This is a genomic window from Dyella sp. GSA-30 (assembly GCF_027924605.1).
Taxonomy (GTDB): domain Bacteria; phylum Pseudomonadota; class Gammaproteobacteria; order Xanthomonadales; family Rhodanobacteraceae; genus GSA-30.
The window spans coordinates 1,541,985-1,568,946 of sequence record NZ_AP027042.1 but is presented as its reverse complement, the minus strand read 5'-3'; the positions used below and the strand labels follow the sequence as shown (position 1 = coordinate 1,568,946).

The following is a 26,962-nucleotide window of genomic DNA, read 5'->3' as shown; positions in this document are numbered from 1 at the left end:
GATGGCGATGAACTTCGATCAGGCGCGGCAAAACATGGTGGAAAACCAGGTTCGCCCCTGGGAGGTGCTCGATGCACGCGTGCTCGAGGTACTGGGCAGGCTGCATCGCGAAGATTTCGTCGCGGCCGAGCATCGCAATCTCGCCTTTGCCGACCTCAGCCTGCCGCTGGGACATGGCGAGGTGATGATGAAGCCGGTGATCGAAGGCCGCGTCCTGCAGGCACTCGATCTGCAGCCGAATGACCATGTGCTGGAAATCGGCACGGGTTCGGGTTTTCTCACCGCCTGCATGGCCAGTCTTGCCGCCCAGGTCACCAGCATCGACATCCACGAGGATTTCGTTGCGACGGCGGGCCAGCGCCTGGCGCAGGCGGGCATCGCCAACGTCACGCTGGAAGTCGGCGAAGCGGTGAACGCCTGGCAGCCCAAAGGCCTGTTCGACGCACTGGTGGTGACCGGTGCGGTATTCCAGATTCCGCAGCGCTTTCTGAGCTGGCTGCGTCCGGGCGGCCGTCTGCTGGTCGTGCGTGGCGAGTCGCCGGTGCAGCACGTGCTGCTGTTGACGCATGAAGGCAATGGTCGTTACCGCGAAGAAGGCTTGTTCGAAACCGACCTGCCCTACCTCGCACATGCCGCGCCACCGCGTCGATTTGTTTTTTGATTCGAACCTTTTGACCCTTTTTCAATGAGGCAACCCATGCGCTTGAAGCTTCTGACCCTTGCCCTGGCCCTGGCGGCACTCCCGCTCACTGGCCGCAGCGAGGACCTGCTGGATGCATATCGAGAAGCCCGCGCGAATGACCCGGTGCTGTCGCAGTCCGACGCGACCCGGTTGTCGACCGCCGAGGGTGTGACCCAGGCTCGCGCATTGTTGCTGCCTCAGATCAACGGCAGCTACGGGCTGAGCCAGAGCAGCGGTAGCAGTTCGGGTGGCCGCGGCACGGGCTCCGGCACGGGCACCAGCGACCTCGGTGGCGACGTCGGGCACATTCGCGACCGCAGCATCTCGGCCACCTTGAATCAGTCGGTCGTCGACTTGAGCAAGTGGGCCAATGTGTCGGCGGCCAAGTCGCAGTCGCGCTCTCAGGATGAAACCTATCAGGCTGCCCTGCAGGCCCTGTACGTGCGCACCACCACGGCCTACTTCGGCGTGCTGACCAGCGCCGATCAGCTGACCTTTGCCAAGGCGAACGAAGAAGCACTGCGCCAGGCGTATGAACAGGCGGACCAGCGGTTCAAGGTCGGTCTCTCGGCCATCACTGACGTCTACCAGGCCAAGTCGGAATACGAGCAGGCCAAGGCACAGACCATCCAGGCCGAAAGCACGCTCAACGATGCCAAGGAAGCGCTGACCCAGATCACCGGCAAGCCGACCGGCGACCTGAAGAAACTGCGCGAAGACCTGCCGATGGATCCGCCCTCGCCGGCCGACCCGAACGCCTGGGTGCAGGAAGCGCTGAAGAACAACCCGACCATTCTCGCCCAGCAGTACAACGTGGAATCGGCCGAGCACACGATCAACTCCGCGCGCGCCGGCCATCTGCCGACGCTCAACGCGCAGGTGACGCGCGGCAAGGACACGCAGTGGTTCGAGCACGCCAGCGCCGGCAATATTTCCGGTAACGGCTCCTACGGCACCACTGTGGGTCTCACGCTGACTGTGCCGATCTTCGCCGGCGGCGCCACGCAGTCGCAGGTCCGTCAGTCGATCTACAACCGCGACTCCGCCCAGGACGCGCTGGAAATCCAGCGTCGCCAGGTCACCCGCGACACGCTGAACTTCTATCGCACCTCGGTCGCCGGCATCAGCCAGGTGGAAGCGGCCAAGGCCGGTGTGGATTCGGGCCAGAAGGCGCTCGAAGCTACCCGCGCGGGCTTCGACGTCGGTACGCAGACCATGTTGAACGTGCTGACCGCCATTCAGACCCTGACCCAGGCGCAGAGCACCTATTCGCAGTCGCGCCACAACTTCGTGCTGAACAAGCTGCAGTTGAAGCAGACCGCCGGCACGGTGGACATGAAGGACATCGAAGAGATCAATACGCTACTGCAGTAACGCTGCCGCAGATGCGATCGACAGAGCCGGGCGCCATGCGTCCGGCTTTTTTTTATTCCTGCAACTGCTGGTCGATCAATTCCATCACGCGCTTGACCGCACCGCGTTCGCTGTCGAACACGTGGCGCGCCTGCTCGCCCATGCGTTTGCGACGGGCATGATCGAGCAGCAGTCGCAGCGTCTTGGAGCCCAGATCTTCCTTGCCATTGATGCGCTCGGCACCGCCTTCCTTGATCAACGTCAAGGTGATCTCTTCGAAATTGAAGGTGTACGGACCAACTAGCACTGGCCGCGACATCGCCGCCGGCTCCAGCACATTGTGGCCACCGATCGGCACCAGGCTGCCGCCGACGAAAGCCAGGTCCGACGCCGCGTAGAAAGGCATCAGCTCGCCCATCGAATCGATCACGAATACCTGGTGCGCCGCCGATGGCACGCGCTCGGCGCTGCGCGTGGCCAACGTAAAGCCCAGGCTGCGCACCGAGTTTTCCACCATCTTGAAACGTTCGGGATGGCGCGGCGCGATCAGCAGCAAAGCATCGGGCAGGCGCTTCAACACATCCAGGTGTGCTTCCAGTACCGACATCTCCTCGCCTTCGTGCGTGCTGCCGGCAATCCACACGGGACGCAGGCGGCCCCATTGTTCGCGCAGGTGTGAACCTGCGTTGACGGCGTCGAATGGCACCGGCATGTCGAATTTCATATTGCCGCTGACCAGGATCGTTGCCGGGTCGGCGCCAAGCAGACGATAACGCGCTGCATCGGTCTGCGATTGGGCCGCGATCACTCGCACGCTGCGCAAGGCCTGACGCACGATGCCGTTGAGCGGGCGATAGCCGCGCAACGAGCGTTCGGACAGACGCGCATTGACGATCAGCATCGGGATGCCGCGTTTACCGCAGGCGAAATACAGGTTGGGCCAGATTTCCGTTTCGACGATCACTGCCAGCCGCGGTCGTACACGCTTGAGGAAACGTGAGACGGCAAATGGCAGGTCGTAGGGCAGGTAGACGTGTACCACGCTGTCACCAAACAGCTGACGCACGCGCTCCGATCCGGTCGGGGTCACCGTCGTCACCACCAGTGGGGCATTGGGATAGCTGTTGCGCAGCGCCTTGAGCAAGGGCTCGGCGGCATTCACTTCGCCGACCGATACCGCATGCACCCACAGGCTGCCGCGTACCGCCGGCGCCAGGGCAAAGCCGAAACGTTCGCGCCAGCGTCGGTGATAGTCGCGATAGCGCACGCCGCGAAACAGCAGGCGCAACACGATGAAGGGCGTCGCCAGATACATGGCGAGTGTATAGAGGTAGCGCAACGCGATATCCCAGGCTCGGTTCCCGTGAGTATAGCGGCTCTCAAAAAGCTCATGATTACCAAGAGAAAAAACCTTGGTTGAAGCTGCGTTTTTCTAACTATTCCGATAGGCGGCTGCAGCCCCGCTTTCTACTCTCTGTTGGCCATTTCATGGCTCACAAAAAACACATTCTTGAAAGCGGCATGAGACGTCACGGCATGTAGTCACTGGCTGATTGTCTTGTCGCTTCTGCTTAGGTCCCACTTCCACGGATATCGAGAGACGACGTCTGTCGCCCTCGTTTGGAGTTTTTATGCGCAAGACTCGTAGCATGCACGCCGCCTTGCCATGGCATGGCCTGGCGCTGGCCATCGCCGGGGTACTGGCCGGCCCTGTCGTCGCCCAGTCGGCCGGCCAGCAAGTAGCCGATGGGACGACCCTCGATGTCACCACCGGCGAATACGAAACCCACCAGATCGGCGAACATGCCTTGTATGCGCGCCACGGCGGCCTGCTTCGGGTCGCCGACGATGTCTTCGTCAACACGCTGGGCACCAGCGCCTCGGGCGTGCGCGTGGAGACCGGTGGCAGCATCGTCATGAATGGCGGCAGCATCGTCACGAATGCCAGCATCGCCGACGGGGTATTCGTGGGCGGCGACTCCTCCGCCACGTTCGGCCGCGATACCCAGGGCTTCGGCACGCTGATCCGCACCAGCGACGTGGACGCCGCCGCGGTACGCGCCGAGGGCCGCGGCGCGAGGGCCAGCCTGACCGGCGCGGCGCTCGTCACGCAACATGGTGTCGGTGCATTCGCCGAGTCCGGGGGTTCGATCACATTCACCGGTGGACGCATCAATACCGCGGGCGACTCCGCCTATGGCGCGCTCGCTCGCAACGACAACAGCAGCCTCCATATCACCGATACGCAGATCGTCACGATCGGCCGCGAAGCGCATGGCGTGACGACGCTCGGGGCGCAAACCAACCTCGCGCTGAGCAATACGAGAATCCAGACCGCGGGCCAGTTCGCCTATGGCGTCAATCTCAATCAAGTCGATCGGGCCTCGTTCGACCGGGTCGCCATCCGCACCTCGGGAGCGGGTGCCGCCGCATTGTGGGCGCCGCTTGCTGCCAACGAAGTGAAAGCAAGCAACATCGACTTCCAGACCACCGGCCGCAGCGCGCCGGGCATCGAGACGCTCGATGCACGTGTGGAGGTCGATACCGGCAACGTCACCACGCACGGCGCGGCCTCTCATGCCCTGCACGCCTCGAACACGAACGCGGCCAGGATCGATGCCACCCGACTGAACATCCGTACTTTCGGCGTGGACGCCATCGCGGCGTTCGCCGCTGGGAGCGCAAGCATCCAGCTTGCCGGCAGTCAGATCGAAACGACGGGCGAACGCGCCTTCGGACTGGCCGCCATCGGTGACGGGGGTGTCGACGCCACCGATACTACCGTGGTGGCCAGCGGTGTGGATGCATCGGCCGTCGCCGTGGGCGGTGGACATGTCACGATCAACGGCGGCGCATTGCGCAGCACACAGGCAAGTGCGCTGTACGCAGCAGACGGCAGTATCCAGTTGAATGGCGTCAACCAGGTTATCGGGGGTAACGGCGATCTTCTGCTCGTCGAGGCCGGCGACAAGAAGGCGGTAGTCGATCTGGCACTGTCCCAATCCCACGCCGAGGGCGACATCGTTCGGGCACCAGAGAGCCCAACCGGATCGCCGATACAAGTCGCCTTGCGCGATGTTTCGACATGGACAGGCGCTACCGATGTCGTCACCGACATGACAGTGGCCGGCGGCAGCACGTGGACACTGACGCGCAGCTCGACGGTTGGCGCGCTCGACCTCGATGGCGGCACTATCGACTACGGCACCCACGACGCCGGCAACCACACAACCTTGACCGTCGCCGGGGACGTCACCGGTACCGGCGGTGTCGTGCGCATGCATACCCTGCTCAACGAAGGCGGGACGCTCGACCGGCAGCAAACCGATCGCCTGCTGGTATACGGCGACATCCGAACGACGGCGTCGACCTTGCTGGACATCGTGCCGACAAGCCAGGCCGATGGGCAGCTGACCGACCACAATCGCAATGGCGCCCTGGATGCCGACGAGGGCATTTCGGTGGTACAGGTCGCAGGCCAATCGCGCGCCGATGCGTTCGCGCTGCGCGGCGGCTATGTCGCCGCCGGTCCATACCAATACACGCTGCATGCGTTTGGCCCGGGCCAGGCCGACCCGGACCAGAACGCACTCGGCAGCGAGTTACTCCAATGGGATTACCGGCTCGGCAACACCTACGTCGAAGACAGGCTCGATCCGCAGGAGCTGATACAACCGGAGCCGATACAGCGTGTGAAGGTGGTGCCGCAGTTGCCTTCGTACCTGTCTGCGCCAACAGCCTTGTTCAACTACGGCAGCCAGATCGTGAGCACGCTGCACGAACGGCTGGGCGAGATCCGCCAAGTGGCGTCCCGGCCCGAAGGACAAGGCGGCGAACTCTTCGCGCGATACATCAACAGCCAACAACGCTATGGCAGCAGCCGGCATTTCACCGACTTCGGCTACAACTTCGATCAGCAGGTCAACGCGCTGCAGCTCGGCGGCAGCCTGATCGCCTGGACCGGCAACCATTCGGCACTACGCGCCGGCTGGGCTCTGGACAAAGGCAGCACCCGCGTCACGCCACATGCCGTAGACGGCGCCAGCTTTGCCCGGTATCGCGCCTACGGCAGCCATGCCTGGCTAACCTGGCTGCAGGACGGCGGCTTTTACGTGGATGCTGTGGTCGGCGGGGAACGCTTCCATGGCGATGTGGCGACCGCGGCCCGTGGCGGCAACGTCGCCAGGCTGCGCGCGCGAAACTCGACGTTCTCCGTGGAAACGGGTTATCCATTCGCGATCGGCAACGGTTGGGAGCTGGAGCCGCAGGCCCAGTGGAGCATTCAGCGATTGAGCTTCAATGCTTTCGAGGACAACGATGGGCTTGCCATCACCCTGCGCCCGTCGACCCAGACCGTCGCGCGTGCCGGTGCACGCCTGGTCAAGACCGATATTTCGCGCGTCACCCCCTATCTCAGGGCCGACGTCCTGCGCACGATCGGCGGAGCCAGTCGCATCGATACCTACAGCGCCGCCTGGAACATGGGCGATGCGTTCGCCGCCGGACGTGTGGGAACCAGCTATCGGCTCGGCGCCGGTGCCACGGCGGCACTGACACCCAACCTGTCCGCCTTTGGGCAGGCCGACTACCGGCACGGCACGGCCGGCCACGGCTTCGCCGGCTGGGCGGGGAGCATCGGACTTCGCTTGAATTTCTGACGGCGCCCAGAGTCCGGGTGGGACGCATCTCACCCGGACCGTTACAATAACGGGGATGCCCGGTACACCACGCCCCACTTTCACACGCGCGCTACTCTCGCCCAGGCAATGGCCGGCATGGCTGGGCATTGGCGTCATCTGGCTGATTGCCCGCCTGCCCTATCGCACGCTGATGCAGTTGGGCCATGGGCTCGGCGTCATCGTGCAGCGCGTGCGCTCGCCGCGGCGCAAAGTGGCCGCGACCAATGTCGCACTGTGCTTTCCGGAGCTGTCCGCCGACGAGCAGAAGCGGCTGGTGGACGCGAACCTGCACGATATCGGCCTGATGATGATGGAGTTCGCGCTGGGCTGGATGGGCAGCGACCAGGCGCTCAAACGCGTGCCGGTCACCATTGAAGGCATGGAGCACCTCCAAGCGGCTCGCATGCAGGGCAAGGGCGTGCTGCTGGTCGGCGGCCACTTCTCCCACCTCGAACTGTGCGCGCGACTGGTATCGCAGCACATGCGCATCGCCGGCATGTATCGGCAGATGGATTCGGCCGTCTTCGAATACGAGGTGCTGCGCTCTCGCCTGGACTACGCCGACGCGATGTTCGACAAGGACGATATCCGCGGCACGGTGAAGTATCTGCGCGGTGGCGGCACGCTGTGGTATGCACCGGACCAGGACATGCGCAGCAAGGACAATGCCTTCGTACCGTTCTTCGGCGTGCCGGCGGCCACCATCACGGCAACGCATCACCTCGCGCGTCTTTCCAAGGCCGTGGTCATACCGTTCTTTCATCGCCGCCTGCCCGACGGCCGCGGCTATGCGCTGCGCCTGGGCGCACCGTTGACCGATTTCCCCAGCGACGATGCCAGCGCGGATACGGCGCGTATCAACCACTGCATCGAGGCGATGGTGCGTGAAGCGCCTGAACAATACCTGTGGGTGCACAAACGTTTTAAGACGCGCCCCGAGGGATTTCCGCCCATTTATTAACGCTTGCCTTAAACGAAAGCCTCAAGACAGCAAGCGACAGTTTTAAGACGGCGATACCCGGTAGAAATCCGCTCAGGATATTTATCGGGCCATGACGCGCCATGTCTTTCAAGTTGATCCTGCGCTCCATGCGCGAACGCCGTGACTGGCACGGTTCGCGTGGCAAGCGCTTTTCCTACGCCATCAAGTACGCCGCGCGCTGCCTGACGCATGTGCGCGCGCAGGCAAACTGGTTGAGCTTTATCTACGACAGCCCGCGCATGAACGCGATTCACACGCGCGACCCTTATCTTTTCGATCGTCCGCTGCATCGCTATATCAACCGAGGCTTCAGCGTGACCCAGCGCTACGCCACGATGCTCAGTCACTATCGTTTCGTGAGTTCGCACCTGCCCGAAGCGCTGATCGACACGATGTACCGTGACGGCCATGTCACGCTGGGCGAGGTTTCGCTCAAGGACAACAGCCGCTTGCTGGTAAGGCTTGCCATCCCCGCCGGTCGTGGCCGCGAAGGCGAGTTGTGCCTGCAGCTGACCAATGTGCAGGGTGAGGTTCTGTCTTCGGTGATCTTTACCGTCGGCGATGAAGGACATGCGTTGCTGATCGGCTGCCTGCAAGGCGCAAACACGCAGCTCGGCCGCGATGCAGTGCGCGCACTGACCAAGCAATGCCACGGCCTGCGACCCAAGAATCTGCTGTTTTCGATGCTGCTCGGCTTCGCCGAGGATCGCCACATGACACGCGTGCGCGGCATCAGCCAGGCAGCCCATCCGTTCTCGTTGACACGCGGCAAGATCAAGGCCGACTACGACAGCTTCTGGATCGAATGCGACGGCCAGTTGAACAAGGACGGCTTCTACGACCTGCCTGCGCGTGAGCCGGTCCGCGACGAGATGCAGGTCGAAAGCAAGCATCGCTCGGCCTTTCGCAAACGCGAAGCCTTGCGTTGGGAGGTCACGCATTTGTTCGTCGATGCGTTGCGCGGCTATGCGGAACAGACCACTCGCAAGGCGGCCTGATTACGGCCCCTTGCTCCTGGATCGTGCTTGCTGGCGCGCCTCGTGCAGCTTGGCGTACTTTAGAAATGCGTAAAACGCGCCGGTGACGCTGGCGATAAAGCCGGCCCAGCCGTTGAGAAAATAGCGTTTGCCGATGTATTGCCGCAGGAAAAACACCGGCGGATATAAAACCATGCGAAAACCGGTAAAGCGCTGCTGCTTGCGCAGTTTGTACGCCACCATGCCAGTGGTGTAGCGATTGATCTTTTCCACCCGCGTGGCGATATCGCCATCGCCGTCATTGACGAAGTCGGCCCGCCAGAGCGTCTTGACCGGGCCTTCGACCTCCACCGCCGCATGCACTTCGACATCGTTCATGCCGCCGCGGCGTCGATCGAACAAACGCAGATGTCCGTTACGCCAGCTCCAGCGGTGCTGGACGGTCCAGAACATGCGCTCGCGCCGCGGCAATCGAAACCCGGCATAACGGGGTGCCGTCAACGCGCGTTCGATTTCCTCTCGCGTGCCGGGCGACAGTATTTCGTCGGCATCCAGGTTGAGAATCCAGTCGTGGCTGGCCATCGCATAGGCGCGCTGTTTTTGCGGACCGTAGTCGTCAAAAGGATGGACGTCGATGCGCGCACCGTGACGCCTGGCGATGGCCACCGTCTCATCGGTCGAACCCGAATCGAGCACAACGATTTCTTCGGCCCAATCGACCTGGCTCAGGCAGGCATCGAGCGTATCGGCGTTATTGAAGGTGATGACGACAACCGACAGCGGCTCACGCGGCATGATCGGGCTCCTTGGCAGGCCAGTTCACGGCCAGGGCCGCGCACCATAACCCAAGCAGCCAGGCAAACAACAAGCCCCACCACGCCGAATAGAAAGCCAGGTGCGTATTGAGCGGAAACAGCATCGCCGCCAACGCGACGGTTACCGGAAATGCGGCATCGCGTCCCGCACCCGCACGCCACCAGAAGCGCCAGGCTAGCACCACACCGGCAAGCCAGAGCAACAGGCCGATCGCCCCGGTTTCGGTGAGCACCTCAAGGACAAGCTGATGCGCATGACATGCGCCTTCGCCATCGCCGCAGGTTTCAGCCGTCAGGAAATGATCGGTCGGCGGCGCGAACTGGGCGTAGGCGTAGCGATAGGCCCGCACACCGACACCATTGATGGGATGTGCTTCGATCATCTTTACGCTGGTACGCCAGATATCCAGCCGCCCAGTCAACGCGACATCCAACGCCTTATCCGATCCCTGCAGGACCATCAGCGTACGATCCATGCGCGTCTGGAAGCGCTCGGACGTCTTCCAGGCGACGCCACCGGCCAGCGCCAGCAACACGGCACCGCCGGCGCACCAGCCGAGGAAACGCAGCGGCGAACGAGCCTCTCGCCACGCAAACGCCAATGCCACCAGGCCATAGCAAACCCAGGCCGCGCGCGAGCCCGCCAGAAGCACGGGACCGAGCATCAGCACGAATGCGGCCAACAGCCCCCACACCTTCCAACGCTCACGCGCCGCCCACAATACGAAGGGCGACAGCACCGCCAACGCAGGGCCGAGCTTCAGGTTATGCGCACCGAAGATGCCCGAGATTCGCTCCGCCTCCGCATGCCCCCCAAGACTCCAGCCGGTCAGCGCCTGCACCCAGGCGTCGATCGTCCAGATCGCCACGACGACAGCGACCGCGACATACAAGGCACGCAGCTTCTCGAGGCGGCGAATAGCGAAGCAGGCGTACAGGCCGAGGGGAACGTAGCGAAGCAACGCGGCGACCGTCGACCAGCTCTTGCCTGGTGCGACTGAATCGACGGCTGAAATCAGTGCGGCGGCGATATAGGCGCCCAGCAACCAGAGCAACAACTGCGCGCCTTGATGCTCGGTCAGCGCGCGTGGGTGGCGGGCGAAAAGCATCAGCACGCCAACCAGGCAGAGTGCCGTGCCGAGCTCCGCACTGCGCCCCAGCGGCAGCAGTGCGATCACCAGCCAGAAAGGAAGTAGTGGTGAGCGGAGGGCGGCGCGGAGGGAGGGGGCGTTGGACGGCATGAGGTTGGGTTGGATTGCGATGGGGCATTGTAGGGGGCGGCGGGGGGTGGCGCTTGTTGGCGTGGCATTGGGGTGCGTGCTCTGGCGTTGAAGCTTTTCTTCCTAACCTACTATCGTCATTTCGGCGTAGGCCGGAAGCCTTTTACGGGGAGGCCTCGTTCTTGCCTGTGTGTTCGGGCGACCTGGCCGCTTACGCAGCGGGCGTTTCACTCGCCTGCCGACGAGCGAGTCACTTTCTCTTTGCTGGCCCAAAGAGAAAGTAACCCAAGAGAAATGGCCTGTGGATCAAGAGCTCTGAGCAGCATTGAGGGATAAAACCGTTCGTACCGCCTACTCGAATCGTCAGGGGACACTTCGGGCGCTTCTGAGGTACGCCGAATCTGTGCGCGAGGCGTCGTGGTGCTGAGGACTTAAGGTGTTGCCTCACCCTCGCCTACCCCTCTCGTCATTCCGGCGCAGGCCGGAATCTATTCCTCGAGCTCTCGCTCGTCAGACAACGTTTCGCAAGCCGATGCGCTGAGGCATGGATTCCGGCCTGCGCCGGAATGACGGATAGGGGGGGGGATGAGAGCGAGGTGGGGGGTGAGCTTTGCTCTTGGCAAGCGATGCGCAGCGAGCAGTCAGCTCTTCGGCCCCCCTCGGGAGCCGAGTGAGGTTTGGACGATCAGGCCCCGAAGGGCGACTCGGCAGGGATGCCGAGTCCTTTTCGACAGGACAGGGACGTCCTGTCGAAAAGCCCGGCCAAACCTTACGGTCGCGCAGCGGCGGCGGACTAGGGGTGTCCTTTCTTTGGTTAGCTTTCTTTGGACAAGCAAAGAAAGTAACTCGGCGACCGGCAGGTCGGCGAAACACGCCAAAGGCGACTTCAACACGAGAGCGCTAAACCAGAGCGATGCACGCTCCAGCGCCAACCTACCACCGAAGCCACTGGGTCCCCGCCTACGCGGGTATGACGAGATAGCGGGATTGATTGAGACCGTAACCCTCAGCCCGCCATCACCTCGTCATACAACGCCAACGTAGCCTGCTGCATATCCCCCAACCGATAGTTATGCAGCATCGAAATCGCTGGCGCCACGCGCAGCAATTCCGCTGCCCGCTCCACCAGCCGCTCGCGATCGCCAGGCGCCACACGTCCGGCAGGATAGAGTTCGGCAAGCAACTCACCGACACCGCCATGCGCGTAACCCAGAACAGGCCGGCATAGCGACAAGGCTTCAACCACCGTGCGCCCGAAGGATTCCGGCTTGTTCGAGAGCTGCAGGATCAACGCCGATATCGCATAGATGTCGCGCACGTCATCGCGCGGCGGCGTCATTTCGATCTGCTGCTCGAGACCGAGCGAGCGAATCAACTCGCGCAACTCTTCGGCATACGCCTCGCGCCCCGGCTCGACCGCACCGAGCAACAGCAGGCGCACATCGATCCCGCGTCGCTTCAGGTCGGCAACGAGATGAATCGCGTCATGATGCCCCTTCAAGCGAGTACCGCGACCCGGCAAGGTCAACAGCGGCGCGCCGGCCAGGTTGGGAAATTCAGCAAAGAAACTACGCGTCCAGACATCATCCGGGCGATGGCCATACGGAAAGGCATCCGGATCGATGCCCCGCGGAATCACCCGCACGCGGCTCGGCTCCAGCCAGCGGTAGTGGCTCAGCACGTAATCGCGCAGGGTCTGCGATACCGCCACGATGCGCTCACCGCGCAGCAGGATGGAGCTGTAGCGGCCGGGCGAATTGAGCCCGTGCACGGTGGTGACGAAATGCGGTTGGGGCTGCATGCCCTTGATCGCCCACCAGCCCATCCAGGCAGGCAGCCGCGACCGTGCATGCACGATATCGGGCTTGATCCGGCGCAGGGCTCGCCGGAGCGCGACCAGGCGGCCCAGCGTGCTCAGCGACTTTTTGCCGATATCCAGCGTGATGTGCTCGCTGCCCTCGGCTTCGAGCCGCTCGACCATGCGGCCACCGGCTGAGATCACCACCGAGCGATGACCCGCCTGCACCAGCGCCCGGGCGATCTCCAGCGCGGAGCGCTCGGCTCCGCCCGAATGCATCGACGGGATCAGCTGGACGACGGTCAAGGACCTGATAGGGGTGACGACGGCGGACATGAATTCTTCGTTGAGAGCCTTCATCACACCAGACAAGCAGCAATCATGCCGGACCGGGCTTTAGGGCATAGGGGCGCCTGCCCGCACGACGGCGGGGTCAGTCCTTGAGCACGTAACGTGCGCCACAGTAAGGACAAGTAGACTCGCCACCGTCGTCGACAACCGGCAGATAGACCTTCGGGTGGGAGTTCCAAAGGGCCATGCCGGGCATCGGGCACGACAACGGTAGGTCGGCGCGCGTCACTTCATAACGATTTTCGGCATTTGCCGGGATGGGCGCCGCAGCAGATGAACGCGACATGGGGCTTTGCTCCGCAAACTGGACATCAAGCAGGGAATGGTAGCAGGCTCAAGGGGCCGGACGCTGTCCGGGATCTTAAGGATTTGGGGTAGTTGGGGAGACCGCTGGAGGGCATAGCCCTTACGGTCCATATCGATTGTCATGGGGCGGATTCACACTCCCGCCAGGACACCATGCAGAGGGAAAACCATGGATTTTGCAAAGATCGTTGCACGCGTGAAGGCCATCCTGACCACGCCCAAGACCGAATGGCCGGTCATCGCGGCCGAACCGGATACCGTCAAGGGGCTTTATCTCAACTACATCGTCATTCTGGCGGCGCTCCCGCCCTTGGCGGGCTTCATCAAGAACACCCTGATCGGCACCTCGATCATGGGCGTGGACATCCGCTTTCCCATCGGCGCCGGCATCGGCTCACTGATAGCAGGCTACCTGGTCGCCCTGGGCGTGGTGTACCTGATGGCATGGATCGTCAATGCGCTCGCATCGTCCTTCGGCGGGCAGAAGGACATGGTGCAGGCACTGAAAACGATTGCGTACTCCTGGACCGCCTACTGGGTCGCCAGCATCGCGCTGATCCTGCCGTGGATCGGCTGGCTGGTCGCGCTCGCGGGCCTGGTCTACGCGATCTACCTGATGTACCTGGGCTTGCCGCATACGATGAAGTCGCCGACCGACCGTGCGGGCGGCTATACCGCGGTCGCCGTGATCATCGGCATCGTGGTCAGCTGGATCGCCGGCGCGATCATCAGCGGGATTTTCCTCAAGAGCTTTGCCGACGCCTATCACTCGTCCGGTGCACACGGGCTTTAACGTCGTCCAGAAAAAAAGCCCGCGCCATGACGGCGCGGGCTTTTTTATTAGAACCAGGTGAATCGCTTACTTGGCGACTGCGCCTTCGGTGGTGATGTGGATCTTGATCTCGTCGCTGACGTTCGGCACATAGGCGCCGACGCCGAAGTCCGAACGCTTGATCGTGGCGGTGGCGTCGAAGCCGATCGCCTGCACCTTCAACATCGGATGCTCGCCGCTCTTGTTGAGCTTGGCGTCAAGCACGACCGACTTGGTCACGCCGTGCGCGGTCAGGTCACCGGTGACCTTGTACTTGCCGGCGCCCTCGGCCTGCACCTTGGTGCTCTTGAAGGTGATGGTCGCGAACTTGTCGGCGTCCAGGAAATCAGGCTTCTTCAGGTGCTCGTCGAGCGCGCTGACGTGGGTGTCCAGGTTGGCCAGCGGCAGGGTCACTTCGACCGATGACTTGGCGGGGTTCTTTTCGTCGAACACCAGGGTGCCGTCGCCCAGGCCCAGGTTGGCGGTCGGGTTGGAGAAGCCGAAGTGGTTCCAGCTGAACAGGACCATGGTATGGCCCGGGTCGAGCTTGTAGGTCACCGGGTCGGCATGGGCGGACACAGCAGCACCGATCAGGCCGGCGAGGAGCAGATAGCGAACAGCACGCATGGGTATTTCTCCGTAAGGGGTGGGGACTGCGCGTAGCTCAGTCCGGTCAAATTAGACGATCTTGCAGGCTTCGTCGAACGTCAGGCGCGGGCTGCGCGGGAACAGGTCACGGCTGGCATCGCCATAGCCGATATTGACGATGAAGTTGGCCTTGACCGCCGTACCGGCGAAAAAGGCGGCATTGACACCGTCGGCGTCGAAGCCGGACATCGGGCCACAATCCAGGCCCACCGCGCGGGCGGCCAGGATCAGATAGGCGCCTTGCAGGCTGGCATTGCGAAACGCGGTAATGTCGATCGCCGGCTGGTTGCCGACAAACCAGCTGCGCGCGTCCGCATGCGGGAACAGGTGCGGCAGCTTCTCGTAGAACTCGTGGTCGGTACCGACGATGGCCGTCACCGGCGCGGCCAGGGTCTTGGCACGGTTGCCTTCGGACATGAAGGGCGAGAGCTTTTCCTTCGCTTCCTTGGACTTGATGAACACCACGCGCATCGGCGAGCTGTTCGCACTGGTCGGGCCGAACTTGGTCAGCTCGTAGATCTTGTGCAGCTGTTCGTCGCTCACTTCCTTGGGCAGGAACGCGTTGTAGGTACGCGCCGTGCGGAACAATTGGTCGAGGGCGGTCTCGGAAAGCATCTCGCTCATGGTTATCCTTTATGACGTCATAGCGCGCCCGCGGGCGCCAAGAACGAGCAGTGTAAACGCGCAGCGGGATCGACAGGACACCCATTTAAGGAACGTACTGTGCTGATTCGAGAAACAATGGGGTGCCGGACGTGAGCGCATTGCAGGGCGAATGCTGGGTGATTACCGATCAGGCGGCGGGCAACCAGCGCCAGGCACTGGCTTTGGCCAGCCGCCTGGGTCTTCGCGTGCATCACCTGGTCTGGGAACCGCGCGCGCCCTGGTCCTGGTTCGCACCGCTTATGTTGCCCGGTTACAAGCGGGCATTGGCGCCCAACCAACGCCAACGGCTGACCCCACCATGGCCCCGGGTAGTGATCGGCTGCGGCCGCGCTTCGTCCCTGTTTACGCGCATGTTGCGCAAGTTATCGCGCCGGCGCTCGTTCGTGGTGCAGATTCTCGATCCGCGCATCGACCCTGAGCACTGGGACATGGTGATCGCTCCCCGCCACGATGGCGTTCATGGCAGCAACGTGATTACCACACTGGGTTCGCTCAATCCGATCGACGCGACATGGCTGGACGATGGCCGCGATGCCAGCCCCGTCCTGGCCGATCTGCCGCAACCGCGCGTGGGAGTGTTGCTCGGCGGCCCGCGCAAGCACTGGCCGTTGGACGCAACCTACGCCCGAACGCTGGCCGAACAACTGCTCGCGCGACAACGCTCCGAAGGCGGCAGTGTGATGGTTGTCGCATCGCGGCGCACGCCCGACGAAGCGGCGCGCCTATTGCGTGAAGCGTTGCGCGGGGTACCCGGCCTGGTCTGGGGCAGCAGCGAGGATGGCAACAATCCTTACCCCGGCGTGCTGGGCTGGGCGGACCGGCTGGTGGTGACGCCCGATTCGGTCAATATGTTGTCCGAAGCCTGCGCGGTGGGTTGTCCGGTACATACCCTGGTGACGGCACCACTGCCGGCGAAGATCGCGCGCTTTCACCGTGTACTGCGCGAGGCCGGCCTGCTCCACGATCTGGATACCGTCGTCACGACACCGCAAGCACCGTTGCGCGAACTTCCTGCCGTGGCTAAAGAGGTGGTTGTCCGCATGCATGCGCACGAACGCGATGCAAATACGGCGGCGCTTTAGGAAAAAGCGAAACCCAGTTCCTGGGTCACCTTTGCCACCTGTACACAAAGATTCTCCAGCGCCTCGTCACGCGGGGCGATACGCGAGCGTAGATCCAGCGTGCATGCCAGCGATCGCTGCAGCAGGTCCGCATGCGCTTGCGTCAACGTCGCGGCCTGTTGCGTATCGAGCCAACCCGCGCTGCGGCACGCCTCGATCAAGGCCGCGTTGGCCGTCACGTTCAGAACGTTCGGTTGTTGTGCGGCACCCGCCAGCACCAGTCCTTGCAGCGCAAATTCGATGTCCAGCAACCCACCGCGCCCCTGCTTGAGATCCAGTTGCGTGGCGCTGGATCGATCGCGCTCGGCACGCCAGCGCTCGCGCATGCCGCTGACCTCTTGCAACACCGCAGCGCGCTCGCGCGGCACCGCGAGAATCTCGCGCCGCACATCGGCAAGTTCCGCACACAGCGCCGCATCGCCAGCCACGGTTCGTGCCCGCAACAGGGCCTGATGCTCCCAGGTCCATGCTCGGCTGCGCTGATAGGCAACAAACGCATCGAGGCTGCCGACCAGGAGACCTTTGGAGCCATCCGGACGCAGCCGGGTATCGACTTCGTACAAGCGGCCCGCCCGGGTAAGCACAGTCAGCCAATTGACGATGCGTTGAGTCAGGCGCTGAAACCAACGTGCCCCTTCCAACGGACGCGCGCCGTCGCTCATCGCCTGCGCACGTTTGCCGTCAAATACAAAAACCAGATCGAGATCGGATGCGAAACCGAGTTCCTCACCGCCAAGGCTGCCATAACCCAACACCGCAAAGCCGGAGCCTTCGCCAGGCAAACGACCGTGCTGGACGATCAGCTCGCGTTCGGCCAGCGATGTCACTGCAAGCACGACCGACTCAGCCAGTGCCGCCAGACGTCGGGCGGTCGCCACGGCGTCGGCACGACCGTCGTTGAGCGCCAGCCCGAGACGGAAGGCGATGCTGGACTTGAATTCGTTGATGCGCTCGAGCTCCGCCTCGGCCTCACGCTCGTCGAGCGTGGTCAGCACACGGGCGATTTCCGCACTGATGTCCGCGCGCTTCAGCGGCAATTGGTCGATGCGCGGATCGAGTACGTCGTCGAGCAATAGCGGTTGCGCGATCACGCGTTCGGCAAGAAAAGCGCTTTCGGCAAATAGTCCGGCCAGACGTTTGCGTGCCGCTGGCTGCTCTTCGAGCAAGGCGAGATACGACGAACGCCGCGCCACGGCCTGCACCAGCCGGCATAGCCGCAACAGACATGCTGCCGGCGCCGCGCTGGCCCGCGCGGCGATAAACAACTGCGGCATCAGACGATCCAGCCGCTCGCGCGAAGGCTGCGCCATCGCACGCACAGCAGCCGCCTGCGGCAATTTCATCAGCGCATCGGCCACATCGGCACCCGGCACGAAACCGGCGCCTTCGGCGGCACCCGCGTCGACGTCGCCAGCGCAGGCGCGCTGCCATAGTGCGACATCCTCGACCGGCGCGCTCGCCGTGCGGCCGCCTTGCGGCATCAACACCGCCGCGAACTCCTCGCTGACGATGCCGCGATGGTAAGCCAGCACCTGTTCCAGCTCCTGCCAGTGCTCATGCCCCAGCCCGCGTGCAATACGCTCGCGACTGAGATCGTCCTCGGGAATATCGTGGGTCTGCGCATCGCGCAGCATCTGCACGCGATTTTCCACCCGTCGCAGAACCACATATGCCTCGCGCAAAGCCTTGGCGCGCACCGCGGCGATATGCCCGCGCGCCTCACACGCGGTCAGCGCGGGAAGCAGGCCGCGTACGCGCAGGCTCGGTTCGCGGCCGCCACGAATCAGCTGGGTCAGCTGGACGATAAATTCGATTTCGCGAATACCGCCCGGGCCGAGCTTGAGGTTGTCGGCCAGATCCTTGCGCGCGACTTCCGCATCGATCAGCGATTTCATTTCGCGCAGCCCGGCAAAGGCCGTGTAGTCGAGATACTTGCGATAGACGAAGGGGCGCAACTGTTCCTGCAGCTGCTTGCCGGCATTGCGGTCCCCTGCCACCGGGCGCGCCTTGATCCAGGCGTAGCGCTCCCAGTCACGCCCTTCGCTCTGGTAGTACTGCTCCATCGCACTGAACGGCAATGCCAGCCGCCCGGCATTGCCAAAGGGACGCAAGCGCAGGTCGACACGCGCGCAAATGCCGTCGACAGTCGGCTCATTAAGCAGGCGCACCAGCTGGCGGCCCAGACGTACGAAGTACTCGCTGTTGTCCAGCGCACGCGCGCCATCGCTCTGGCCGCTATGCGGATAGGCCAGGACCAGATCGATATCCGAAGAAAAATTCAGCTCGCTGCCACCGAGCTTGCCGAATCCCAGCACGACCATTCGCTGCAAGACACCCTCGTGGCTGCGGCTATGGCCGTAACGAGCAGCCAGGGCCTGCTCGCCCCAACCGAGCGCCGCACCCAGCAAGGCCTCATAAAGCACGCTGGTCGCCGATAACGTGTCCGAGAGTTCGTCCAGGCCGTTGACGTCGCGAAAAACCAGACGCAAGGCCTCGGCATGGCGAAAGCGCCGTAGCGCCGACATGCACTCGCCTTCGTCGGCACTGAGCTTGAGGCTGTCGATACGCGTACCCGCGTCGCCGCCGGCACGCAGGCGCTCCAAGCCCTGCGGCGCCAATAGTTGCGGTTGCCGCAGCCACGCATCGAACGCAAAATCGCTCGCCAGCAAGGTTCTGCGAATGCGTTCGGCCACGCCCGCATCGTCGTGCAACGGCACGCCAACCGCGCGGCAACGTGCGATCAACTCGCCATAGCGGTCATGGATCAGCGCGCGCAGCGCCATGGATTCGGAAGAAACGGCCATCGCGCCATTGTGCCGCAGAGTTGCCGTGGAGGTCTCGCCTGTGAAGGCGCGCATACTTTCTTGTGCTTTTGACGTTAGATCGCGATTTTTAGCGGCTGAACATCGTAGTACCGTGTCCTCTCGCGCCTACATTTGGTTCATATCCGGGTGATTACAGTTTTGTTCCCACCTCATGACAGCCCGGCCTGCGATGCCTCAAAACATCGAAAAATCCGAGACTTCCGCACATCGCGACTGGCGCGATACGGCCGCCTGGCGCGTCGTCTGGCCGCTGCTGCTCGCTTGTGCGTTCGTCCTGCTGACCGGCCTGGTCGACGGCGGTGTCGGCGTGGCACCGGCGCAGCTGTTTCAACAACCCGTGTTCCTGCTCGCCAACGCCCTGCCCGGCCTGCTGCTTGCCTTGCTGTTGCTTGTGCTGACCCGGCGAGCGATGTTGTCGTTCGGCGTATCTTTCCTGCTGCAGACGGTGATCTATGCCGTCAACAAGCTGAAGATTGCCAACCTCAATGTGCCGTTGATGCCGCAGGACTTCGGCATGGTCAGCCAGCTGCATAAAGGTGGCCTGCACCTGCTTGGCGGCTATCTGCCCTCGAGCCCCTGGCCTTATCTGGCCATCGTCCTCGGTGTCGCGATCATCATCGCGATCTGGAAGTGGGAGCCGACGCTGTTCCGTCGCCACACGCAAGGCAAGCGCGTCGCCGCCGGCGCGCTGCTGTTTGTCGTGTTCGGCACCTTGCTGGCAGGCGTCCCGGGCTGGGCACACATGTACAACGGCCAGCGCCTGTGGATGGAGCCCTGGTCGGTCTCGGGCACCGCCGAACATTCGGGCCTGGTCAGCTCATTAGTGATGTTCCATCTCGATCAGGCGCGCCAGCAACACAAGAAAGGCGACCCGAATGCCGCGATGCAAGTTATCGGGCAAGCCGGCCAGCAGCTTCGCCAGCGCATGCAGATCGATCCACAAGCGCAAGGCGAAGCGCCGGATATCGTAGTGATTCAGAGCGAGTCGTTTTTCGACCCCAGTATTGTCAAGGGTTATGAACAAGCCGACCTGACGCCGAATCTACGCAGGCTCGCCGCTCAAGGCAGCAGCGGCCCATTGCACGTGCCGACGTTCGGCGGCGGCACCATTCGAACCGAGTTCGAAGTATTGACCGGCCTGTCGCTGCGCTACTTCGGCAGCATGCAGTTTCCGTACCTGCAGATGAACTCGAAAGTGGTTCCGAGCATGGTGCGTTCACTCCGCGCGCACGGCTACGAAACCGTCGCGATCCACGGTAACGATCCGACTTTCTGGAATCGCAACAGCGCATTCAAGGCCATCGGCTTCGATCGATTCGTCTCGCAGTCGTCGTTTCCGAAGAACGCCGCGGTGGATGGCAAGTACATGTCCGATCGCGCCATGACCGATGAAATCATGGCCCAGCTAAAGGATGCCGGGCCGCCGCAGTTCCTGTTCGCCATCAGCATCGAGGCGCATGGTCCTTACGACGACAGCCCCGGCATCAACGTCGAGGAGCGCAATGCGATTCCCATCCCCGAAGGCGTCGAGGGCAAGGCCAAGCTCGAAACGCAGAACTACCTCTATCACATACGCCATGCGGACGAAGAGCTCGGCCGCCTCGCCGACATGCTGGCCAAACGCGAACGCCCGACGCTTCTCTTGTTCTATGGCGATCATCTGCCCGGGCTGACCGACATGTACAACACCGCCGGATTCGTCGATGGCAAGGACATGCTGAGCCAGGCGGGCACGTGGTTGCTGGTCAATCCTCGCAACCCGGGCAAGGCCGAGCGCGAAGACCTGGCGTCATGGATGCTGCCGGGCAAATTGCTGGAGCATGCGGGGATCCATGACGACGCCTATTTTGCGCTGACACAGGTACTGGCGCCGCAACTGGCGACACTGACCCGGGCACCGAATGCACCGCGACAGGCTGAAGACGAGGCTGAGCAATCGCTCGACCACGGCATGGCCAACGTCGCCCTTTTACGCATGAAGGGCAAGCTCGACCCGTTGCTGCCGCAGGCCCAGTGGCCGGCGGGCGAGACGGGCATGGCCAGCGGAGATTCCGAACCGTCGGCAAGTGCTGCTGCCGGAGCCCATCAGTAACTCACACCAGCCGAACTACGATCACGAGTGCTGATCGACGACAGCACATCACCTTCATCGCTCTTTCTCATGCCGCGCGCATGAGCAAAACTATCGACTCAGTTGGCAGACCACAATGCTGCGTCACATGCAGCCATCGGTGGGGAAATAGTCTGCAAACCAGGTGTATTCATTTCGGCTGGTCGCCATGGAGGGCCCTATGCCTTATGAGTTTCCGGGTAGTTCCATCACCGCGTCGCCTCGCTACTTTCATGCTGACCCTTGGGAGGTCCGGCCCTCTCACAGCCCGGCGTCACTATCGTGTCGGGATATCGGCCGGCTGGTACGCGAAGCGCTCCTTTCTTTCTGTAGTGGCGTCTCCTACGGCCGTAAATCTGTTTTGACGCCGCATCCGGACGAGCTAACGTCTCTTATCGGCAACCAGACGAGATTACGGTCAACGTCAAACGAACGGCTCAACTGGAAATTGAGCACGCTCATTGCCGTAAATCGGAAATACGGCGCGGTGAAAATCGTGGGTTCGAACGCCTATAACCGACGCACTGGGCAACCCCGCTCGCAGTCGACCATTCTGCTGTTCGACAAGCTGAGCATGAAGCCGCTATGCATCATGGATGGCACCGACATCTCAGCGGCCCGCACCGGCGCGTACGCATCGATTGTGTCCGAGACCTTTCGCGCGAATATCGACGGTCTGCGCGTATTCGTGTTCGGCACCGGCGCGGTGGCTACCAGGGCGATTGCCGATCTCATGGCGCATTGTGGCGATCGACTCGACCGCGTCTATGTAAAGGCATTCACCGATCAAAGTGTGATAGCGCTGGTTGACGCTTTTTCCGAAGCGCCCCGCCCGGTGGTCGCAGGCCACCTGGATGATCTTGCAAGCTGTCATCTCATCATCACAGCGACCAATACGGCGTCTCCGTTGTTTCAAGGCGAAGACATCGCCGAGGACGCTGTCGTGCTGCATCTTGGTGGTGACGAAACACCGGCAGCGCTTATCCACCAGACGCTCTCATTGGGAACTGCTATCTGTGACGATGTCGCATCGGTGTCCTCGCGCGGCTCGCAAAGCCTGGCCTTGTATTTTTCTCGACAAGGCCTTTCGTTGAACGAGGAAAAGGAGAGGTACGGCATCTCCAATTTCCACCCGCACATGGCCCTGCCTGCGCATGCCGAAACGTCACGTTGTCTCATCACCTGTGTCGGATTGCCCGCACTGGATCTGCAACTGGCCGAACGCATCCATGACATCTGCAGCAACACGAAGCAGGTGACGCCACCCTCATGAATTCGCAGGCTGACCGAGCGTTGGCCCCGCTGGGCACGCCCGCATTCCGCAGACTCTGGCTGGCAACGGCGACCGCGCATACAGGCTATTGGGCGCAATCGGTTGCCGTCGCCTGGTGGCTTGTGGAGCGGGAGTATGGGCCACAAGTTGTCGCATTGGCACACGTCTCATCGTCGTTGCCCGTGCTGTTGCTGTCCTATGGCAGCGGCTGGTTGATCGATCGTTTTGATTACCTGCGGGTCCAACGCGCCGCACAAGGCTGGGTCCTGCTTACCAGTGTGGCGCTGTTGGCGTTGATGTGCGTGCATTCGCCCAGCCCTCACGGACTGTTGCTGCTGACGGGCCTGATGGGTGCGGGTGTGGCTCTGCGCAATCCTGCCTGGCAGGCTGGCATCGGACAGATAGTCTCATTACGGCATCTTTCGGCGGCCATCGTGCTGAGCAGTGTCGCGTTCAATCTGGCTCGCACTTTGGGGCCGCTGATTGCAGGACTGTTTATTTCGGTGTGGGGCGTCTGGTCCGCCTTCCTCTACAACGCAATCACGACTTGCATTCTTTTCGTGACCCTGCAATGGCCTCGCGTGCAGCACGCTGAGACACGCCCTAAAGCTGCGTGCGCACTTGCACCGATCAGCCCGCGCAGCCGAGCGTGGCTCGGCTGTCTTTGCCTACGCGCGGCGGGCATCGGCTTCCCTACCAGTGCGCTTCTTGCGCTATTGCCCACCGTTGCATCTACTGAGCACAAAGACCCCCATGCGTATGTGGCTTTGCTGGGAGCATTTGGCGGTGGCGGGCTAGTCGCGGCCGTGATTCGACCACGCCTGATCAGGGTACTCAGCCCGGATCATCTCCTGGATATTTGCTGCGTAATCTTTGCCACGTGCCTGCTGTTTGTAGCATGGCGACCAAACGGGCATCTCCTTGGCCCCGTCGCGCTTGCGGGCGCCACATGGCTGATCCTGTTTTCGACACTGAACGTCGCGGTGCACAGCCATTCCGAGTCATCGTATCGGGGACGCGCGCTGGCGACCTATATGACAAGCGCGTTCGGCGGCATGGCGGCCGGTGGCTTGCTGTGGGGATGGCTTGCCGAGTTGCGCGGTTGCGATGCGGCTCTGCTTGTCGCGGCTGCTGTTTTGTCCTGCGGCCTTGTGTTCCACCGACCTCGCGTTTGTCAGGGTCCGGGCTGATGCACGCCGCGAACTGACTGCAGCTGCGATAAATCAAGCGGCTGTTATCGCTTTTTTAAGAAGGACGTTTCTGTTCATTCAGTGAGCTGTCTGCTTGCTGACGCACGCCAGTTCGGTTCAGCAAACAGTCGGATCGATGCGTCTAACGTGCCATCCAACCAAGGACATCTTGTCCTGGTTTCCCACTTTCGGAGGTTCATCCATGCGCAAGACCATGCTCGCCGCTTTCATCGCTGCTTCCGTCCTGTCCGCTTCCGCCTTTGCGCAGAACGCTCCGGCTGATGCCAGCGCGAATTCCGGCGCGGCCGTGCAGCAGCAGGACGCGATGAAGCAAGACGCCATGAAGAGTTCCGCACCGCAAGCCAGTGACGCCGCCGCCAAGCCGGCCACCCACAAGGCTGCGAAGCATCACAAGGCCAAGAAGGCCGCCGCTCCGAAGGACAGCAGCGCCAGCGGTGCGGCCGAAGCTCCCGCCAGCGGCGAATAAGCCAAACGGTTCGAGTACGACAGTCAAAACCCCGGGGGCGACCCCGGGGTTTTTCTATGCCGGCAAGCCGAGTTCGCGAATCAGCTCGATCAACGCGCGCAGGGGTGCCGGAACATTGCGACGGCCGGAGTAGTAGAGGCTCAAGGCCGGATACGTCGGCACCCAGTCGTCCAGCACGCTGATCAATCGGCCTTTCTTTAGATCGTCCTTGACGTACCAATCCGCAAGCATGGCCAGTCCCAGTCCGTCGCGAGCGGCTTCGTACATCAGCAAGGCTTCGTCCAGTACCAGTGGACCGGCCACGTCCACGGTAAATGACGCGCCGCGTCGCGCGAAATCCCAGCCAACGGGTGCGCCCGTTGGCATTCGCGCACGAATACAAAGATGGTCCGCCAGATCTGTCGGCGTCTGCGGCCGTTTACGCCGTGCGAAGTAAGCCTTCGAGCCGACCACCTTCATGCGGAACGGCAGACCTATCGGCACCGCAATCATGTCGCGCGGCACCAGGTCAGCCACGCGAATGCCCGCATCGAAACCCTCGCCGACCACGTCGACCAACCGCCCATTGGTTACCACATCGACACTGACAGCCGGATAGCGCCGCACGTACTCACCCAGAATCGGCTGAAATATGCGTCGTGCGGCGCCAAGCGAAGTATTGATGCGCAAGCTGCCCGACATGCTCTGCTGCCGGCTGCTCGCGTTGGCCATGGCTTGATGGATATCCGACAACGCGGGCGCGACCTGTGCAACGAATTGCTCGCCCGTCTCGGTCAATGCCACGCTGCGCGTCGTGCGGTGGAACAGCCTCACGCCAAGGCGCTTTTCCATGCCTGCCACCGCATTACTCAGTGCGGTGGTCGACATCTCCAACTCATCGGCGGCTGCCTTGAAGCTGCCCCGACGCGCTACCGCAAGAATCGCGTCCAGTTCGGTGAGCCCCGACTTGTACATTGATTCGATTTCCGGGATGACTTGTCCCGATTCTAGCTATTTTTCAGGCCAATGTGCGCCACCATACTTCAGGGCAACCACAGCCCTGGAGGCTCTATGCGCATGTTGCAACATTCCTATATCGACGGCCGCTTCGTGCAAACGCTTGGCGTCGAGACGATGGACATCGTCAATCCAAGTACCGAGGCGATCATCGGTCGCTTGCGGCTCGCCGGCCAGGACGACGTACGGTTGGCTATCGAGGCGGCGAACAAGGCACAGCACGCTTTCTCGCGCAGCAGCAAACAGGAACGCATCGCCATGCTTCGTCGGCTGGAAGAAGCCGTACGTAAACATGTGCCGGCGATCCGCGAAGCCACGATCGACGAATACGGCGCGCCACCGCAGCGCGCCACATGGGCCAGCGAATACGCTGCGGCCTGCTTCGGCCATGCCGCCGAAACGCTGGCGGCGTATCCATTGACTCGGCAGATGGGCGCAGCCAGTGTGACGATGGAATCCGTCGGCGTGTCGGCACTGATCACGCCGTGGAACAGCGTCGCCGGCTCGATCTGCAGCAAGCTCGCCTACGCTATCGCCGCCGGCTGCGCAGTGGTGATCAAGCCCAGCGAGCTGGGTGCGATCCAGGCACAGGTGGTTGCCGAAGCAGTCCACGCTGCCGACCTTCCGCCCGGCATCGTCAATATCGTGATCGGCCGGGGCGACCCGGTAGGCACGACACTCAGCACGCACCCGGGTGTCGCCAAGATTTCCTTCACCGGTTCAACACAGACCGGCAAGGCGATCGCACGCGCCGCCGTCAACAGCATGAAGCGTGTCAGCCTGGCGCTGACCGGCAAATCGCCGTCGATCATTCTCGACGACGCCGATTTTCCCCATGCCGTACCGCTGGCCATCCAGGCCGGGCTGCAAAACAGTGGGCAGGCTTGCGTGGCGGGAACGCGCATTCTTGTTCCGGCTTCGCGACTGGATGAAGTGATTGCTTTGACTCAACAGGCCATCGCCGGCATCAAGGTCGGCAACCCACGCGATCCGCAGACAACGATCGGCCCAATGATCAGCGCCGCGCAATACGAGCGCGTGCAGCGATACATCCGCATCGGCAACGACGAAGGTGCCACATTGATTGCGGGCGGCGAAGGCCGACCGGAGGGCATCGAGCGTGGCTACTTCGTTCGACCGACCGTCTTTGCCGGCGTAAGCAACGATATGACGATCGCTCAAGAAGAAATTTTTGGGCCTGTACTCAGCATCATCACCTATCGCGACGACGAGGAAGCCATTGAGATCGCCAACGATTCGCCGTATGGGTTGCAGGCGTATGTATTCTCGACGAACAGCGAACGCGCACACGCCGTCGCTTCGCGGCTGCTTGTTGGCGGGGTGAAGATCAATAGTCTCCAGCATGAACCGCGTGCGCCATTTGGTGGGTACAAGGCATCGGGGCTTGGTCGCGAAGGTGGCGTGTTCGGACTGGAGTCGTTTCTTGAGGCGAAGGCAGTCGTTGGAGAGTGAGGAGTGAGGTGATTGGCCTTCGTTTGTCAGTCAGGATTTCTCGAATGGAAACACTGAAGAGTAGATTCCGGCCTTCGCCGGAATGACGAGAGGGGTAGGCGAGGGCGAGGGGGAACGCCTTAAGTCCTCTCCGCCACGACGCCTCGCGCACAAATTCGGCGCACCTCAGAAGCGCCAGAAGCGTCCCCACTCGGTTCGA

Annotated in this window: 21 protein-coding genes; 12 read left to right on the top strand and 9 right to left on the bottom strand. The window is 62.5% G+C overall.

Going from position 1 to position 26,962, the window contains the following annotated elements:
- Window position 1: 1 nt before the first annotated feature.
- Both QMG46_RS06860 and QMG46_RS06855 read left to right on the top strand, forming a co-directional pair.
- Entirely contained in the window at window positions 2-661 is a 660-nt protein-coding gene (locus QMG46_RS06860; RefSeq protein ID WP_281852829.1) for a protein-L-isoaspartate O-methyltransferase family protein, read from the top strand.
- A gap of 36 nt (window positions 662-697) precedes the next feature.
- Window positions 698-2,056: a TolC family outer membrane protein gene (locus tag QMG46_RS06855; RefSeq protein ID WP_281851748.1), complete on the top strand. Its 1,359-nt coding sequence runs from the start codon at window positions 698-700 to the stop codon at window positions 2,054-2,056.
- 52 nt (window positions 2,057-2,108) lie between these two features.
- Here the strand turns inward: QMG46_RS06855 and waaA are convergent, their stop codons facing one another.
- On the bottom strand, window positions 2,109-3,374 hold the full coding sequence (gene waaA, locus QMG46_RS06850; protein WP_281851747.1) for a lipid IV(A) 3-deoxy-D-manno-octulosonic acid transferase: 1,266 nt from the start codon (window positions 3,372-3,374) through the stop codon (window positions 2,109-2,111).
- A 292-nt stretch (window positions 3,375-3,666) separates the two neighbouring features.
- Here waaA and QMG46_RS06845 point away from each other — a divergent pair, with 292 nt between their 5' ends.
- The 3 genes from QMG46_RS06845 (at window position 3,667) to QMG46_RS06835 (ending at window position 8,694) form a co-directional block, all read left to right on the top strand.
- Window positions 3,667-6,693, top strand: coding sequence for an autotransporter family protein (locus tag QMG46_RS06845; protein WP_281851746.1), 3,027 nt, complete (start codon window positions 3,667-3,669; stop codon window positions 6,691-6,693).
- Between the two features lie 55 nt (window positions 6,694-6,748).
- Window positions 6,749-7,675 carry an LpxL/LpxP family Kdo(2)-lipid IV(A) lauroyl/palmitoleoyl acyltransferase gene (gene lpxL / locus QMG46_RS06840; protein WP_281851745.1) on the top strand — a complete coding sequence of 309 codons (927 nt, stop codon included), beginning with the start codon at window positions 6,749-6,751 and terminating at the stop codon, window positions 7,673-7,675.
- Window positions 7,676-7,776: 101 nt separating this feature from the next.
- Window positions 7,777-8,694 carry a VirK/YbjX family protein gene (locus tag QMG46_RS06835; protein WP_281851744.1) on the top strand — a complete coding sequence of 306 codons (918 nt, stop codon included), beginning with the start codon at window positions 7,777-7,779 and terminating at the stop codon, window positions 8,692-8,694.
- Here QMG46_RS06835 and QMG46_RS06830 read toward each other — a convergent pair whose 3' ends face one another.
- The 4 genes from QMG46_RS06830 to QMG46_RS06815 form a co-directional block, all read right to left on the bottom strand.
- Entirely contained in the window at window positions 8,695-9,468 is a 774-nt protein-coding gene (locus QMG46_RS06830) for a glycosyltransferase family 2 protein (protein ID WP_281851743.1), read from the bottom strand.
- The gene (locus tag QMG46_RS06825; RefSeq protein WP_281851742.1) at window positions 9,458-10,729 is read right to left on the bottom strand and encodes an O-antigen ligase family protein; all 1,272 of its coding nucleotides are present in this window, start codon (window positions 10,727-10,729) and stop codon (window positions 9,458-9,460) included. The genes QMG46_RS06830 and QMG46_RS06825 overlap by 11 nt, the downstream gene beginning before the upstream one ends.
- Window positions 10,730-11,714: 985 nt before the next feature.
- On the bottom strand, window positions 11,715-12,842 hold the full coding sequence (locus tag QMG46_RS06820; protein ID WP_281851741.1) for a glycosyltransferase: 1,128 nt from the start codon (window positions 12,840-12,842) through the stop codon (window positions 11,715-11,717).
- Between the two features lie 97 nt (window positions 12,843-12,939).
- Window positions 12,940-13,143: a zinc-finger domain-containing protein gene (locus QMG46_RS06815; RefSeq protein ID WP_281851740.1), complete on the bottom strand. Its 204-nt coding sequence runs from the start codon at window positions 13,141-13,143 to the stop codon at window positions 12,940-12,942.
- 189 nt (window positions 13,144-13,332) lie between these two features.
- Here QMG46_RS06815 and QMG46_RS06810 point away from each other — a divergent pair, with 189 nt between their 5' ends.
- Entirely contained in the window at window positions 13,333-13,956 is a 624-nt protein-coding gene (locus QMG46_RS06810) for a Yip1 family protein (protein WP_281851739.1), read from the top strand.
- A 66-nt stretch (window positions 13,957-14,022) separates the two neighbouring features.
- On the opposite strand, the gene QMG46_RS06805 is transcribed toward QMG46_RS06810, so the two are convergent.
- Both QMG46_RS06805 and QMG46_RS06800 read right to left on the bottom strand, forming a co-directional pair.
- Window positions 14,023-14,601, bottom strand: coding sequence for a YceI family protein (locus QMG46_RS06805; protein WP_281851738.1), 579 nt, complete (start codon window positions 14,599-14,601; stop codon window positions 14,023-14,025).
- Between the two features lie 51 nt (window positions 14,602-14,652).
- Entirely contained in the window at window positions 14,653-15,246 is a 594-nt protein-coding gene (locus tag QMG46_RS06800; RefSeq protein WP_281851737.1) for a malonic semialdehyde reductase, read from the bottom strand.
- 131 nt (window positions 15,247-15,377) lie between these two features.
- Between QMG46_RS06800 and QMG46_RS06795 the strand changes: the two genes are divergently transcribed.
- Window positions 15,378-16,370 carry a mitochondrial fission ELM1 family protein gene (locus tag QMG46_RS06795; RefSeq protein ID WP_281851736.1) on the top strand — a complete coding sequence of 331 codons (993 nt, stop codon included), beginning with the start codon at window positions 15,378-15,380 and terminating at the stop codon, window positions 16,368-16,370.
- On the opposite strand, the gene glnE is transcribed toward QMG46_RS06795, so the two are convergent.
- On the bottom strand, window positions 16,367-19,213 hold the full coding sequence (gene glnE / locus QMG46_RS06790; protein ID WP_281852828.1) for a bifunctional [glutamate--ammonia ligase]-adenylyl-L-tyrosine phosphorylase/[glutamate--ammonia-ligase] adenylyltransferase: 2,847 nt from the start codon (window positions 19,211-19,213) through the stop codon (window positions 16,367-16,369). The genes QMG46_RS06795 and glnE overlap by 4 nt on opposite strands.
- Window positions 19,214-19,403: 190 nt before the next feature.
- Between glnE and QMG46_RS06785 the strand changes: the two genes are divergently transcribed.
- The 4 genes from QMG46_RS06785 to QMG46_RS06770 all read left to right on the top strand — a co-directional run bounded on the left by QMG46_RS06785 (window position 19,404) and on the right by QMG46_RS06770 (window position 24,294).
- The gene (locus tag QMG46_RS06785) at window positions 19,404-21,326 is read left to right on the top strand and encodes an LTA synthase family protein (protein WP_281851735.1); all 1,923 of its coding nucleotides are present in this window, start codon (window positions 19,404-19,406) and stop codon (window positions 21,324-21,326) included.
- A 199-nt stretch (window positions 21,327-21,525) separates the two neighbouring features.
- On the top strand, window positions 21,526-22,617 hold the full coding sequence (locus tag QMG46_RS06780; protein ID WP_281851734.1) for a hypothetical protein: 1,092 nt from the start codon (window positions 21,526-21,528) through the stop codon (window positions 22,615-22,617).
- Window positions 22,614-23,807 carry an MFS transporter gene (locus QMG46_RS06775; RefSeq protein ID WP_281851733.1) on the top strand — a complete coding sequence of 398 codons (1,194 nt, stop codon included), beginning with the start codon at window positions 22,614-22,616 and terminating at the stop codon, window positions 23,805-23,807. Before QMG46_RS06780 ends, QMG46_RS06775 begins: the two co-directional genes overlap by 4 nt.
- Window positions 23,808-24,009: 202 nt before the next feature.
- Window positions 24,010-24,294 carry a hypothetical protein gene (locus QMG46_RS06770; protein WP_281851732.1) on the top strand — a complete coding sequence of 95 codons (285 nt, stop codon included), beginning with the start codon at window positions 24,010-24,012 and terminating at the stop codon, window positions 24,292-24,294.
- Between the two features lie 54 nt (window positions 24,295-24,348).
- Here QMG46_RS06770 and QMG46_RS06765 read toward each other — a convergent pair whose 3' ends face one another.
- Entirely contained in the window at window positions 24,349-25,248 is a 900-nt protein-coding gene (locus tag QMG46_RS06765; protein WP_281851731.1) for a LysR family transcriptional regulator, read from the bottom strand.
- Between the two features lie 96 nt (window positions 25,249-25,344).
- On the opposite strand from QMG46_RS06765, the gene QMG46_RS06760 reads away from it, so the two are divergent.
- Window positions 25,345-26,763 (top strand): aldehyde dehydrogenase family protein, encoded by a 1,419-nt coding sequence (locus QMG46_RS06760; RefSeq protein ID WP_281851730.1) that lies wholly within the window; start codon window positions 25,345-25,347, stop codon window positions 26,761-26,763.
- Window positions 26,764-26,962 lie beyond the last annotated feature (199 nt).

Coding starts and splice junctions, on each gene's coding strand:
- QMG46_RS06825 (WP_281851742.1), bottom strand. CDS start 10,729: ATGCCGTCCAACGCCCCCTCCCTCCGCGCCGCCCTCCGCTCACCACTA.
- QMG46_RS06845 (WP_281851746.1), top strand. CDS start 3,667: ATGCGCAAGACTCGTAGCATGCACGCCGCCTTGCCATGGCATGGCCTG.
- lpxL (WP_281851745.1), top strand. CDS start 6,749: ATGCCCGGTACACCACGCCCCACTTTCACACGCGCGCTACTCTCGCCC.
- QMG46_RS06820 (WP_281851741.1), bottom strand. CDS start 12,842: ATGTCCGCCGTCGTCACCCCTATCAGGTCCTTGACCGTCGTCCAGCTG.
- QMG46_RS06815 (WP_281851740.1), bottom strand. CDS start 13,143: ATGTCGCGTTCATCTGCTGCGGCGCCCATCCCGGCAAATGCCGAAAAT.
- QMG46_RS06810 (WP_281851739.1), top strand. CDS start 13,333: ATGGATTTTGCAAAGATCGTTGCACGCGTGAAGGCCATCCTGACCACG.
- QMG46_RS06860 (WP_281852829.1), top strand. CDS start 2: ATGGCGATGAACTTCGATCAGGCGCGGCAAAACATGGTGGAAAACCAG.
- QMG46_RS06775 (WP_281851733.1), top strand. CDS start 22,614: ATGAATTCGCAGGCTGACCGAGCGTTGGCCCCGCTGGGCACGCCCGCA.
- QMG46_RS06780 (WP_281851734.1), top strand. CDS start 21,526: ATGCCTTATGAGTTTCCGGGTAGTTCCATCACCGCGTCGCCTCGCTAC.
- QMG46_RS06785 (WP_281851735.1), top strand. CDS start 19,404: ATGCCTCAAAACATCGAAAAATCCGAGACTTCCGCACATCGCGACTGG.
- QMG46_RS06765 (WP_281851731.1), bottom strand. CDS start 25,248: ATGTACAAGTCGGGGCTCACCGAACTGGACGCGATTCTTGCGGTAGCG.
- QMG46_RS06770 (WP_281851732.1), top strand. CDS start 24,010: ATGCGCAAGACCATGCTCGCCGCTTTCATCGCTGCTTCCGTCCTGTCC.
- QMG46_RS06835 (WP_281851744.1), top strand. CDS start 7,777: ATGTCTTTCAAGTTGATCCTGCGCTCCATGCGCGAACGCCGTGACTGG.
- QMG46_RS06855 (WP_281851748.1), top strand. CDS start 698: ATGCGCTTGAAGCTTCTGACCCTTGCCCTGGCCCTGGCGGCACTCCCG.
- QMG46_RS06760 (WP_281851730.1), top strand. CDS start 25,345: ATGCGCATGTTGCAACATTCCTATATCGACGGCCGCTTCGTGCAAACG.
- QMG46_RS06830 (WP_281851743.1), bottom strand. CDS start 9,468: ATGCCGCGTGAGCCGCTGTCGGTTGTCGTCATCACCTTCAATAACGCC.
- QMG46_RS06805 (WP_281851738.1), bottom strand. CDS start 14,601: ATGCGTGCTGTTCGCTATCTGCTCCTCGCCGGCCTGATCGGTGCTGCT.
- QMG46_RS06800 (WP_281851737.1), bottom strand. CDS start 15,246: ATGAGCGAGATGCTTTCCGAGACCGCCCTCGACCAATTGTTCCGCACG.
- glnE (WP_281852828.1), bottom strand. CDS start 19,213: ATGGCCGTTTCTTCCGAATCCATGGCGCTGCGCGCGCTGATCCATGAC.